The sequence below is a fragment of the Thermovenabulum gondwanense genome (assembly GCF_001601575.1).
GTDB classification, from domain to species: Bacteria; Bacillota; Thermosediminibacteria; order Thermosediminibacterales; family Thermosediminibacteraceae; genus Thermovenabulum; species Thermovenabulum gondwanense.
On sequence record NZ_LOHZ01000033.1, the window covers coordinates 18,095 to 31,077 of the forward strand.

10 protein-coding genes are annotated in these 12,983 nt (G+C 38.0%); 9 read left to right on the forward strand and 1 reads right to left on the reverse strand.

Annotated features, from left to right (window positions below):
• Positions 1 to 93: 93 nt before the first annotated feature.
• The 7 genes from cdaA to ATZ99_RS07655 all read left to right on the forward strand — a co-directional run bounded on the left by cdaA (position 94) and on the right by ATZ99_RS07655 (position 9,366).
• The gene (gene cdaA, locus ATZ99_RS07630; RefSeq protein ID WP_068748648.1) at positions 94 to 915 is read left to right on the forward strand and encodes a diadenylate cyclase CdaA; all 822 of its coding nucleotides are present in this window, start codon (positions 94 to 96) and stop codon (positions 913 to 915) included.
• Positions 908 to 2,113, forward strand: a complete 1,206-nt coding sequence (locus ATZ99_RS07635) for a CdaR family protein (RefSeq protein WP_068748649.1) — start codon at positions 908 to 910, stop codon at positions 2,111 to 2,113. The genes cdaA and ATZ99_RS07635 overlap by 8 nt, the downstream gene beginning before the upstream one ends.
• A gap of 25 nt (positions 2,114 to 2,138) precedes the next feature.
• The gene (glmM, locus tag ATZ99_RS07640; RefSeq protein ID WP_068748650.1) at positions 2,139 to 3,479 is read left to right on the forward strand and encodes a phosphoglucosamine mutase; all 1,341 of its coding nucleotides are present in this window, start codon (positions 2,139 to 2,141) and stop codon (positions 3,477 to 3,479) included.
• A 302-nt stretch (positions 3,480 to 3,781) separates the two neighbouring features.
• Positions 3,782 to 5,611: a glutamine--fructose-6-phosphate transaminase (isomerizing) gene (gene glmS / locus ATZ99_RS07645; protein WP_068748651.1), complete on the forward strand. Its 1,830-nt coding sequence runs from the start codon at positions 3,782 to 3,784 to the stop codon at positions 5,609 to 5,611.
• A gap of 263 nt (positions 5,612 to 5,874) precedes the next feature.
• Positions 5,875 to 6,630 (forward strand): gluzincin family metallopeptidase, encoded by a 756-nt coding sequence (locus ATZ99_RS07650; protein ID WP_068748652.1) that lies wholly within the window; start codon positions 5,875 to 5,877, stop codon positions 6,628 to 6,630.
• Positions 6,631 to 7,280: 650 nt separating this feature from the next.
• A complete protein-coding gene (locus tag ATZ99_RS11865) occupies positions 7,281 to 7,418 on the forward strand; it encodes a hypothetical protein (protein ID WP_157074737.1) in 138 nt (45 codons plus the stop codon).
• Positions 7,419 to 7,893: 475 nt separating this feature from the next.
• Positions 7,894 to 9,366 carry a subtype B tannase gene (locus tag ATZ99_RS07655; RefSeq protein ID WP_068748698.1) on the forward strand — a complete coding sequence of 491 codons (1,473 nt, stop codon included), beginning with the start codon at positions 7,894 to 7,896 and terminating at the stop codon, positions 9,364 to 9,366.
• Between the two features lie 46 nt (positions 9,367 to 9,412).
• On the opposite strand, the gene ATZ99_RS12385 is transcribed toward ATZ99_RS07655, so the two are convergent.
• Positions 9,413 to 9,547: an iron-containing alcohol dehydrogenase gene (locus ATZ99_RS12385; protein WP_157074738.1), complete on the reverse strand. Its 135-nt coding sequence runs from the start codon at positions 9,545 to 9,547 to the stop codon at positions 9,413 to 9,415.
• A gap of 293 nt (positions 9,548 to 9,840) precedes the next feature.
• Between ATZ99_RS12385 and ATZ99_RS07660 the strand changes: the two genes are divergently transcribed.
• Complete coding sequence (locus ATZ99_RS07660) at positions 9,841 to 10,944, forward strand: AfsR/SARP family transcriptional regulator (protein WP_281178175.1); 1,104 nt, start codon at positions 9,841 to 9,843, stop codon at positions 10,942 to 10,944.
• 185 nt (positions 10,945 to 11,129) lie between these two features.
• Positions 11,130 to 12,926, forward strand: a complete 1,797-nt coding sequence (locus ATZ99_RS07665; protein WP_068748654.1) for a MucBP domain-containing protein — start codon at positions 11,130 to 11,132, stop codon at positions 12,924 to 12,926.
• Positions 12,927 to 12,983 lie beyond the last annotated feature (57 nt).

A 12,983-nucleotide genomic window follows, 5' to 3' on the forward strand; every position in this document is an offset into this window, starting at 1 on the left:
CATAGATTTAGAAAAAAGGGATTTAATTTATTACACCATTATATATTAAAATGTTATAATAAATAAAGAAAAAAATTTGGTTGGGGTGAAATAATGTTAGTTCAAATCGCGGAGCTTTTTAAAGGATTCAGGCTTATGGACCTTCTGGACATAGCTCTGGTGGCTTATGTTTCCTACAAAGCCCTTCAGCTAATCAGGGGGACCCGAGCGGTTCAATTAATAAGAGGACTTGTACTTTTTATAGTTTTTACGAAGGTTAGTGAATGGCTGGGTCTTTATACCATCAACTGGATTTTAAAAAATGCCATGACGGTAGGCGCTATTGCTTTGCTCGTTGTTTTTCAGCCGGAGCTGAGGAGGGCTTTGGAGCAGCTGGGGAGGAGCAGATTTTTTTCCGGAACGGTATTTGGATGGGGTGAGAAGGAGATTCTCCGCCTGATAGATTCGGTTGCCGAAGCCTGTGAAGAGCTTTCAAAAAATAAAATAGGAGCTTTAATGGTTCTGGAAGGCCAAACGGGTTTAAATGAATACATCGAAACGGGTGTAATGATAGGTGGACAGGTAAGCCCCGAGCTTTTGATAAATATTTTTGTTCCCAACACTCCGCTGCACGATGGGGCGGTAATTATTAGGAACGACAAAATAATGGCAGCCTCCTGTTACCTTCCCCTGACCGAGAACCCTAATTTGAGCAAGGAGCTGGGTACCAGGCATAGAGCAGGCCTTGGAATTACCGAGCAGTCGGATGCCGTGGCTGTTATAGTATCTGAGGAAACGGGGGTAATTTCCGTAGCAAGGGAAGGAAAACTCAGCAGGTATTTAGATATTAAAACTTTAAAGAGCATGTTAAAAGAAATCTACCAGGTAGGCGAAAAGAAGGGAAATCTGTGGAACTGGAGGAAGACTAATGCGTAGTATCTTATCGAATGACTTTATTTTAAAAGTTTTGTCCGTTCTGGCAGCCCTGCTCATGTGGATGTATGTAATGAACGAGCAGAATCCCCAGGTTACTTACGTCATAAAAAATGTTCCAATTAAATTTGTAAATCTGGACACTGAAAGATACGTAATAAAAGGAGAAGGGAAATATTTTGTAAATGTAAAAATAAAAGCCAGGAGAAGCATGGTAGTAGGGATTAAGCCGGAAGATATAAATGCTCAGGTGAACCTCCAGGGAAGGACCGAAGGGGATAATCTGCTCCCTGTCAATGTTACGGTGCCTAATTTTTTAGAACTTATAGATTTTACCCCCCGGGAAGTCCTTATTTCGCTGGATAAGGTTGTAGAAAGTCAATTAAATGTTTCGGCAAATATAAAAGGGGTTCCGGCCGATGGTTTTGTCGCCAAAACTCCTTTGATAAAACCGGAAACCGTTGTAATTAGAGGGCCTAAAAGCGTTGTAGATACCTTAAAAAGTGCGGTAGTGGAAGTTGATATTTCCGGGAAAAGCTCTCCCGTCCAGTTGAAATTACCTGTAAAAATCCTTGATGATAAAGGTGCTGAGTATAAAGACATCATCATCAGGCCCGAGACGGTTGAAGTAACGGTGCCAGTAGTAAAAGCAGCCGCCGTTTCTTTAAAACCTGCGGTAGCAGGTAACCCGCCTTCGGGATATGTGCTAAAAAATATCAAAATAGAACCGGAAAATTTAATCATTACCGGAAGGGATGAAATTATAAATAATCTTTTAGAGCTAACTACAAAACCGGTGGACATAAGTGAGATAACCACGGATACGGTTGTGGAAACGCAGATAGTATTTCCCGAAGGCGTAATACCCGTGGATGAAACGATGAAAAAGGCAAGGATAACGATATCCGTGGAAAAGGCCGCATTAAAAGAAATATATTATAACACCGAAGATCTGGAAGTAAGGAACCTTTTGGAGGGAGCCCAGGTCTTACTGGAAGAAAAAGGATTTATATTGACAGTTTTGGGACCCGAGAGTATGATAGAAAAAGTGAATAAGACAGACATACGTTTATACGTTGATCTTTTCGGTTTATCCGAAGGCAAACATGAAGTCAGGGTGAAAGCGGAAGCTTCAACTCCCTATGCTGTAGAAAAAATAGAACCTTCCAGTATAAAAGTTACTATTACAAAACTTGAGTAATTTATGTGAAGGAAAGGAGAAATTTATGGGCAGGCTTTTTGGAACTGACGGTGTTAGGGGAATAGCCAATATAGAGCTTACACCGGAACTTGCTTTTAATCTGGGAAGAGCAGCTGCAAAGGTGCTTTCAAAATTTCATAAAAAACCTTTATTCGTCATAGGGAAAGATACGAGAATTTCAGGAGATATGCTGGAAGCGGCCGTTATTGCAGGACTTTGCTCCTGTGGGGCGGATGTGATAAAAGCGGGCATAGTTCCAACACCGGCAGTAGCTTACCTTACCAGGCATTTTAAAGCGGATTCGGGGGTGGTGGTATCTGCTTCTCACAACCCCATGGAGTACAACGGTATAAAGTTTTTTGACAGCCGGGGGTATAAACTTCCCGATGAACTGGAAGACGAAATTGAAGGCATAATAAACGGCGCTGATTTTAAGGAAAACCTGCCTTCAGGAAAAGAAGTGGGAAGTGTAATGGAAGAAGACGGAATTTCCCTTTATGTAAATTACGTCACATCTTTATTTGAGGCAAATTGCTTTAAAGGTTTTAAAATAGCGCTGGATTGTGCCAACGGAGCGGCCTTTAAAGCAGCCCCCCTTGTTTTTGAAAAACTCGGAGCAGAGGTTTCGGTCATAAATAACGAACCCGATGGGTGCAATATTAACGTAAAATGCGGATCAACTCATCCCGAGGCTCTTTCCGAATTTATTAAAGGCAAGGGATTAGGCATAGGCTTTACCTTTGATGGAGATGCGGATAGACTAATTGCGGTAGATGAAAACGGGGAAGTCGTAGATGGAGATCATATAATGGCTATATGGGGTGTTTATCTAAAAGAAAAGGGAAAGCTATTAAAGGATACGGTTGTAGCTACTATTATGAGCAATATGGGCCTGGAAGTAGCTTTGAAAAAAATGGGAATTAAAATGGTAAGGACAAAAGTTGGAGACAGATACGTGATGGAAGAAATTTTAAAGAATGGATATAATTTCGGAGGAGAGCAATCGGGGCACATTATCTTTTTAGATCATAATACCACCGGAGATGGCATAATTACAGCAGTTAACCTTTTGGCCGTATTAAAAGAAAAAAAAGCTAAGCTTTCCGAGTTAAAAAACATAATGCAGGTCTTTCCCCAGGTGCTTATTAATGTCAAGGTCAGGAGCAAGGACGGATTTGAGACAAATACTGAAATAAAAAAGGAGATTGAAAGGGCAGAGAAGGAGCTCGGGGAAAACGGGAGAATAGTAGTAAGGCCTTCGGGAACCGAACCCTTAATTCGGGTAATGGTAGAAGGAGAAAGAAAGGATACAATCGAGGATATTGCAAAAAGGGTAGCGGAAATTATCCAAAAGGCTTTGAGCTGAATAAATTAAAATATATAAGTATCTTTTAAAGGGGGTGATGATCTTCAAAAGGTTATTATTTTAAATATTTAAGGTGAGAGAAGTAAAATCAAAAAGCGCCTGAGCTTGAAAGGGACCTTCCTTTTAAGCTGACGAGGATGGGGTTTATCGAGAATTCGGCGGGTGCCCCACGGAGCCTGCCCTCCGAAGGAAGCCTACAAAACCGGCAAGCGATTGCCGGGACAAAGGGGCTTCCAGGCAGAAAGAATCTTTTTAAAGTGAACCTTGAAAAGTAAATGGTTTTTAGAAAGGCAGGAAGTAAGATGTGCGGTATAGTTGGATATATTGGAGATAAAATGGCCGCTCCATTTTTGATTGATGGCTTAAAAAAGCTTGAATACAGAGGGTACGATTCGGCGGGTATCGCCGTTATAGATTCTGCTGATTTAAAGGTGGTAAAAAGCGAAGGCAAAATTAAGATTCTGGAAGAAAAGCTGCAAGGAGAACTGCCAAAGGGGAGTCTGGGTATAGGACATACCCGCTGGGCTACTCACGGTAAACCTTCCGATGTGAATGCCCATCCCCATGAAGACTGCACGGGGGATTTTATCGTTGTTCACAACGGGATTATAGAAAATTACTTAGAGATAAAGGAATGGCTTGAAGAACAGGGGCATAAATTCAAATCAGAAACGGATACGGAAGTTATCCCTCATTTAATTGAACATTATTACGACGGTGACCTTTTTGAAACGGTAAAAAAAGTAGTCAATATGCTGAAGGGATCCTTTGCCCTTGGCGTTATTACAAAGAGGGAACCCGACTGCATAATCGCTGCAAGAAAATCAAGCCCCCTTATAGTAGGCATAGGTGAAGGGGAAAATTATATCGCATCGGATATACCTGCTATATTGCAGCATACAAGGAAGGTATACATTTTAGAAGACGAAGAAATGGCAAAAATAACCAAAGAGAACATAGAACTTTGTAAATTTAACGGGGAGAAGGTAGAAAAAGAAGTCTTTGAAGTAAAATGGGATGCGATAGCTGCGGAAAAAGGCGGGTATGCCCATTTCATGCTAAAAGAAATCCACGAACAACCGAGAGCTTTTAAGGATACATTAACGGGAAGGCTAAATCTTGAAAAACATGAAGTAAAACTGGATGATATAAAGATAACGAGGAATGAGCTGGAGAAAATTGAAAAAATATTCATCGTAGCCTGCGGTACCGCATATCATGCAGGAGTAGTAGGAAAATACATTATAGAAAAACTTTGCAAAATCCCAGTAGAAGTGGATATAGCTTCGGAATTTAGATACAGAGAGCCCATGATGGATGAAAATACCCTGGTGATAATTATTAGCCAATCCGGAGAAACAGCCGACACATTGGCAGCTCTTAGAGAAGCAAAAAATAAAGGATCAAGGGTAATAGCAATTACAAATGTGGTTGGAAGCTCCGTTGCAAGAGAAGCCGATGATGTGTTGTACACCTGGGCGGGACCGGAAATTGCGGTAGCATCAACGAAGGCCTACAGCACCCAGCTTATTGCTCTTACTTTAATTGCTCTTCGATTTGCAAAAGAACTGGGCACAATTTCCCATGAATTATTTGACGAAGTAGCTGTTGAACTAAAGAAACTTCCTGAAAAAGCCGACCTTTTATTAACCAAGGAAGAAGAGATAAAGAAACTTGCAGAAAGATACTCCCAGGTGGAGCACCTTTTCTACATCGGAAGGGGACTTGACTATGCCGTAGCCCTGGAAGGTGCATTGAAGCTGAAGGAAATATCCTATATACACGCAGAAGCCTATGCAGCAGGGGAATTAAAACACGGAACCCTCGCATTGATAGTAAACGGCACTCCGGTAATTGCTCTTGCTACTCAGGAACATTTATTTGAAAAGACCTTGAGCAATATAAAGGAGGTTAAAGCAAGGGAAGCCGTTGTTATAGGTTTTGCAAAGGAAGGGAATGAAGAAATCAAAAAATCGGTAGACCACGTATTTTATATCCCCAAAACCCATCCGATGCTGATGCCCATTTTAACCGTAATACCTTTACAGCTTTTTGCATACCATGCGGCTGTAGCAAGGGGTACCGATGTGGATAAACCGAGGAATCTGGCAAAAAGCGTTACTGTAGAGTAAAAATAAGGGATAAGTGGTGAAACTGTTGTATATTTCATTTAAACCTTTTCCGCATGCGAAAAAAGGGGTTCTGTTTGGGTAGGGAAAAGGGAAAAGGATAGATTAAGGGATAAGGATAACGGGTAAAGGAATAGAGAAGGGATAAGTAGTAAGCCTTAAAAATCAAGGTTTACCCCACTTATCCCTTTTTCCCTTTTATCCTTGACATGGACAATGGAACCCTATACCTTTTCCCTACATACTAAGAAGAAAGGAGAACATTTATGCAAAAAAAGGCAAAAATATCATTAATCATTATCATGGCACTAATATTTATGTCAATAATTACATTTCTACCTACATTCAATCTGAAGACAAATAAAATGATATCTAGAGAAACAGATAATTTTGTTTTTTATTATGAAAAACAAGATGAAAATGCCGCACTAGACATGGCGGAAATTTTGGAGAAAACATACAAAAAAATTAACTCTGCTATGAACTTTAACCGAACGGAAAATACAGAAATTTATATTTATCCTAACCTCCAAACCTTTCAGACAAAAAAATATGGTTTTTTAGGCAGGATTTTAAGTCCTGAATGGTATATAGGAGATAATATAAAAGATAAAGTGATTATCGTTTCGCCGTTAAATCCAGGACCGGTGCATGACTATAATAGCGTAGTTCAGACTGTTGTGCATGAATATATCCATACAGTAGTTTACCAGATAAATAAAAAAACACCTAAGTTTTTAAATGAGGGGTTGGCAGGTTATCTGTCAGGTAATGCTAAACCAAATTATCCATTGGAAAATATGCCTGATATAAAAGATACAAGGATAAGTAACCCAATTAAATTTGGTAACAAAGGACTTTATGGTTTTTCTTATACATATATTGAATTTCTAGATAAGAATTATGGTATGAATAAAATAATGGATTTAATAAAAAATCCTTTAGCCTATGAAGAAATATTTGGCGTTTCTGAAGAAGAAATATATAAACAGTGGACCCAATATATCAAAGATAATTATTGAAATACACTTTTATCGTATTTGAAGAGATTTATGTTTATAGAGAATAATCCGAAGATAAGGTTTATAGAGATTTGTTTGATTTTGTTTTTGATACTCTTTTTCTCATAACTCTTATATTTCTTATTTTTTTCGAAGGCTTATTGAAGGTATCAGGGGTAAGGAGAGAATTACAAATCTTAGGTGAGCGTTCAGGACTTTCCATCTAATATGAGGGTTTTACGCCATTTATCCCTTTTTTCCTTAAGCTTTAATCCTGCTTATTTGGAACAACTTTTTTCGCACAAAAACTTTATTAATCTCAGAAAATGCTATGTAGAGTTTATGCGGGTTTGAGGGATGGGGAAGGAAAAGGGTTTTTTTAAATTATCAAAAAGTGGTTCTGTTGAGAGAATGTTAAGGGAAAGGGTTTAAGGGTCAAGCAGCATTGAACAAGAAGGGGGATAAGTGGTAAAGCCTTGATAGATGAGGGTTTTTCGCCACTTATCCCTTTTTCCTTTTCTCCTTAACACTGTCCATTTGGAAAGACTTTTTTCGCACAAAATAGGGTAGTTTTTGGGAAAATTTAGTATAAAAACAACTCAATAACGGAAAAACTTTATTGCCTCCCAGGAAATGCCAGACAGATTTTATGCGGGTTTGAGGGATTGGAAATGGAAAGGGTCATTTCAAAAATGAAAAATAAATTTTCAAAATGTAATAAAATAGTAAAATTTGAAATAAAAGGATTAATAATTTCCCCAAAAATCGAAATATTCTATATGGCACAAATTTTGCAATTATATATTTAACATAATTTTCAAGTTTTAAAACAAAAAAAGGGGGGTTTTTATGAAGTTCAAAAGGTTGATTGCTGTTATTCTAATTTTTTCTTTGATGTCTCTTATTTCGGTATTCATTGTTCCGCAGGAAACTAAGGCAGCGACAACTACATTAATTGCACCAAAAACTTCGGTAACGGTTAAAGCTGTATTCAGCCCCCAAACTGTGATAGTAGATGGCAAAAAATATACTCTGGAATCGTATAACATTAATGGCTACAACTACTACAAATTAAGGGATTTAGCAAAAATATTAAATAATACAAAATCCCAGTTTTATGTAGAAGGGAATGAAAATCAGAAAGAAATTAAAGTTTTTCTGAAAGATTCTTACATACCTGATGGAAGCGAATTAAAAATAGGGTCTGATAATTCAAAATTATGCAAAGAAAGCACATGGAAATTAATAGTTAACGGTCTTGAAGTCGAAGCAGATAAATATCTCATAGGCGGATACCATTATTTTAAACTCAGGGATTTAGGACCGGTATTCGGATTTTCTGTAACATTTGATGTTAATTCAGGCTCGACTGTTTTAGTAACAGGAAGGATAAGCCTTATTTTTGACGAAAAGAATTATTCTATAAAGACAATGAATATCGGTGATAAAGCTATTACTTACCGTGCCTATGAAAATGTAATCTATGTATCTAATCCGGTGGATGCTGGTTACGAAATAATGAATATTTACGTGCCTGAGGAATATTACCAAGGTAAAACTATAGGGGGATATACCGCTGAAACTGCACCGATCTTCTTGCCTAATAAGGTAGGGGGGTACATGCCTGCAAAACCAGATAGCCCCGGATTTAAACAAGATGGTAGCCCTAATGCTTCATTAGTAGCTCTATCAAAGGGATATATAGTAGCATCGCCGGGTGCCCGTGGACGCACTTTAAAAGATGAAAAGGGATTAAACACTGGCAAGGCACCTGCCTGCATAGTAGATTTAAAAGCAGCCGTGCGATATTTGCGTTTAAACGATAAAATAATGCCGGGCAGTGCGGAAAGGATAATATCCAATGGTACCAGTGCTGGAGGAGCGATATCTGCACTTCTCGGGGCGACAGGAAATAATGCTGATTATGAACCATATTTAGAAGAAATTGGTGCGGCTAAAGTAAGGGATGATATATTTGCAGCTTCCTGCTATTGCCCCATAACAAATCTGGATAATTCTGATACGGCTTATGAATGGCAGTTCAATGGTGTAAATGAGTTTAATTTTGCCGGAAGAAAAGGTACTCTAACAGAAGAGCAGATTAAGGTATCTAATCAGTTAAAAGCAATGTTCCCAGCATATGTAAATAGTTTAGGGCTTAAGAAAGCTGACGGCACGCCGCTAACGTTAGATTCAAACGGTAATGGCACTTTCAAAGAATATGTTAAATCCTTCTTAATTGCTTCTGCTCAAAAAGCATTAGATAAAGGAGTAGACTTATCAAGTATAGATGCTTTAACAATAAAAGATGGGAAAGTAGTGGATATTGATTTTGAAAAATATATAAAATACATTACCAGGATGAAACCAACACCCGCTTTTGACGCTTTGGATTTAAGCAGCTGGGAGAATAGCTTATTTGGAACAGCAACTGTAGATAGTCAGCATTTTACAAAATTCAGTAGGGAAAACAGCACAAAGGCTGGAACTCTTGCCGATGCAAAGACAATTAAGATGATGAACCCAATGTACTATATCGGGACTAAAGGGACAACAACTGCAAAATACTGGAGAATACGCCACGGGGCAATGGACAGAGACACTTCTTTTGCAATTCCGGTAATCCTTGCGACAAAACTGCAAAATGAAGGCTATGATGTGGATTTTGAAATGCCCTGGGGTGTGGGACATGGTGGAGATTATGATTTAGAAGAGCTTTTTAAGTGGATTGAGGATACCGTGAAAAAAGCAAAATAACAGTTTTTGTAAATATGGGAGGTAGGCAATATTGCTTACCTCTTTTTTATTTTCTAAAAGCGCTTAAATAAACCTGAGTACACTCTTCTGGATGGGCACTCAATTGATGGGCTGTTTGATGACACAAGCCCAAACCGTTAATATTAAATGCAAAACCTGCCATCATAGAAGCTTCGAGCATGGCTGTTCTTGGAGATAGTCAGTTCCAAAACCCACACTTGAAATCGTCATACCTCTCGACCTCCTTAAAATAAGATTTATAAATCTGTAGCTGCAGGACACTTTTACCTTGCAATTTTCATAACTTTTTTTACAATATCCACTTATCTACCCCCTTTTTTTGATATAATTAAAAAAAATAAAGTGGTGATAAGTATGGAGAATCCGACAATAAAAGTACAAATGTTTGGAGGGTTTTCAATTTCTTTTGAAGATAAAGTGGTATTAAATGACGAAGTACGTCATAAAAAAGAAATGAGTTTATTAAAAATTTTTCTTTCTAATAGAAAAAAATGCTTTACAAAGAACGAGCTCATTGAAATTTTATATAAAGATTCTGAAATAAAGGATCCCGTGAATGCTTTAAAGGTGATAATTCACAGGTTGCGGAAAATGCTTATAGAAGCAGGGTTACCCGGAAAAGAATGGATTATATTTGATAAAGGGAGATATTGCTGGAATAATATTATCCCTTGCGAAATAGATTCGGAAAATTTTGAAGAAATTCTCTCTGAAGCTTCAAAGAAGGATTATCCTTTGGAAAAACGGATAGAACTTTACAAAAAAGCGGCTGAATTATATAAAGGGGATTTTTTAGCATCAAGTGAAATAGAAGACTGGATAATTTTTTCTTCAATTCGATATCAGAATTTATATATTAATTGCATTAAAACGTTGTATAACTTATTGTCTTATCTTAATGAATATGAAGCTTTACTTAATATTTTGGAAAAAGCAATTAATGTTTTGAAATATAGCGAGGAAATTCATATTTACTATGTAAAATGTTTAATAAAACTTAAACGTTTTAATGAGGCAAGAGAATATTTTACTACGGTGACCAATTTATTTTTTAATGAATTAGGGATGAATGTTACCCAGGGATTCCGGGAATTGTACCTTGAAATCTCAAACGAAATGGCTGAAAAAGAATATAACATTGAGGACGTTGTTAAAATATTGAAGCAAAATGATGAGCCAAATGCTTATTACTGTAATTTATTATCCTTCATTGAAAATTGTAAAATTCTTTTAAGGGCTACTGTTCGAAGTAAGACAAATGCCCATATAATCTCTTTTACTATAATGGAGACTCAAGGGGCAGCTAAGGATGAGAAGGAGATTATTAAATACATGAAAGTTCTAAGGGAAATTATTGGGAAAAATCTCAGAATGGGCGATATATATACTCAAGTGGGTCAAAATCGGATTTTAATTATGATTCTTGGTGCAAAATTAGGAAATTGTTATGCTATAGTGGAACGTATAAAAAAAGAGTTTCATAAAATGTATAAGGGCAAAGGTTTAAAAATTGAAGGCAAAATACTGCCGGCAAGGGATTTTGAATCAATACTATAGAAAAAAAGAGAATAAAAAATTCTCTTTTTTATTTTATCATAAAAAGACAAAAAATTATTAAAAAAATAAAATTTCGAAAAATCTTTTGCTATGTAACTCTTTTTGTAACCCTTCCATGATATTCTAATAATAAAGGAAAAGACAATAAACTTTTCTTAAAATAAAAAAGTAAGAAGGTGAAACTCGTGAAAAGCATTCTTAGGAAAACAATAAGCCTTTTTCTTATAACACTAATCATAGTCGCATGTTTTTTACCAAATATAATATTTGCCAAAGGCAAAGAGACCTCCGTACATGTATTTTTTACTACATCCTATGAAGTGGATTCGGTATTTTTAGAGCTCACCGGAAGGAGTTTAGAAATGAATAAACAGGGCGGACACTGGATGGTTAAAGATGATGGAATTGATGTGGGCGTGAATTTATTGGGAGTTACGGTAAATTTTCTGGTGAATGATGAAATAATATCACAGTTTTATCCTGCATCAAAATTGAATATAACTCCTGAAGGAAGCGATGGAGAAGGATCGATTAATATAAGAATGGGGGTAATTGAACCGGAGCCGGAAGAGCCCACGCAGAGCACATTGACGGTAAAATACATGCTTGATGGGACAGGAACGGAGATAGCTTCAGCTGACACTTATACACAGGAAGAAGGAAGCACGATTACCATAAATGCAAAGCAGATAAATGGATATACCTTAAAGAGCGGGCAAAGTAGCAGCTACACGTATACCTTTGAAGATAGCGATTTCGAATATATATTCTGGTATGTAGCAGTTGAAGAACCCGAAGAACCCGAAGTAACACAAAGCACCCTGACAGTAAAGTATATGCTGGATGGGACAGGAACGGAGATAGCTTCGGCTGACACCTATACGCAAGATGAAGGAAGTATATTAACGGTAAATGCAAAGGAAATAGAAGGGTATGAATTAAAGAGCGGGCAAAGTAGCAGTTACACGCATACCTTTGGAGATACCGATGCAGAGTACACATTCTGGTATTTAGCAATAGAAGAGCCGGAGGAACCCGAAATAACGCAGAGCACATTAACGGTAAAATACATGGTTGATGGTACGGGCACAGTACTATATACGGAAACATTTACACAGGATGAGGGTACGTCCATAGAAATAACGGCAAAGGCATTTGAAGGGTATGAGTTAAAAGAAGACCAGGCTGGAAGTTACCAGTATACCTTTGGCGACAGCGATTTCGAATATATATTCTGGTATGTAGCAGTTGAAGAACCCGAAGAACCCGAAGTAACACAAAGCACCCTGACAGTAAAGTATATGCTGGATGGGACAGGAACGGAGATAGCTTCGGCTGACACTTATACACAGGAAGAAGGAAGCACGATTACCATAAATGCAAAGCAGATAAATGGATATACCTTAAAGAGCGGGCAAAGTAGCAGCTACACGCATACCTTTGACAGTGAAAATGGAGAGTATATATTCTGGTATGTGGCAGTTGAAACACCTGGAGAGCCGCTAAGTCCTGGAGGAAGCACTGGTGAACCTGTATACTACAGTAACCTCACGGTGTATTACGCATTAGCCGGGAGTGATCCTGTGGAATATTTAAGGGGTCCGGATGTTTTCAATAGAAGGTCTGGAACAAGCCTAACGATTACGGCTCCGGAATTTGCAGGCTATGTTTTAAGATCGCAAGGCACTTACATCCATACCTTTACTTTAGAGGATGCTACTTATACTTTCTTTTATGATAAAATAGTAGAGGCCGAGGCACCCCAGGTCCCCTTAGGAGGCGCTTTTGAAGGGCCTATAGGAAGCGAAGGAAATACAGAAATAGAAGTTCCAGAGCAACAGGTGCCGCTGGCAGAACCCACTCCCCCGTTGAACAAGATACCTCAAACAGGTGGCGTGGCTCCCGAAATATTTTACGCAGCAGGTTTATCACTGATTTCCTTAGGAAGCATACTTAATAAAAGAAGGTCTAATCGGAAGTAGCTGATATAACGGGTGGTAAACATTTACCGCCCGTTTTTATTCTGCTTTGGAGGAAGA

Excerpts from the sequence above, each read along its gene's own strand:
- cdaA (WP_068748648.1), top strand. The coding sequence starts at position 94 with ATGTTAGTTCAAATCGCGGAGCTTTTTAAAGGATTCAGGCTTATGGAC.
- ATZ99_RS07635 (WP_068748649.1), top strand. The coding sequence starts at position 908 with ATGCGTAGTATCTTATCGAATGACTTTATTTTAAAAGTTTTGTCCGTT.
- glmM (WP_068748650.1), top strand. The coding sequence starts at position 2,139 with ATGGGCAGGCTTTTTGGAACTGACGGTGTTAGGGGAATAGCCAATATA.
- glmS (WP_068748651.1), top strand. The coding sequence starts at position 3,782 with ATGTGCGGTATAGTTGGATATATTGGAGATAAAATGGCCGCTCCATTT.
- ATZ99_RS07650 (WP_068748652.1), top strand. The coding sequence starts at position 5,875 with ATGCAAAAAAAGGCAAAAATATCATTAATCATTATCATGGCACTAATA.
- ATZ99_RS11865 (WP_157074737.1), top strand. The coding sequence starts at position 7,281 with ATGGAAAGGGTCATTTCAAAAATGAAAAATAAATTTTCAAAATGTAAT.
- ATZ99_RS12385 (WP_157074738.1), bottom strand. The coding sequence starts at position 9,547 with ATGCTCGAAGCTTCTATGATGGCAGGTTTTGCATTTAATATTAACGGT.
- ATZ99_RS07660 (WP_281178175.1), top strand. The coding sequence starts at position 9,841 with ATGAGTTTATTAAAAATTTTTCTTTCTAATAGAAAAAAATGCTTTACA.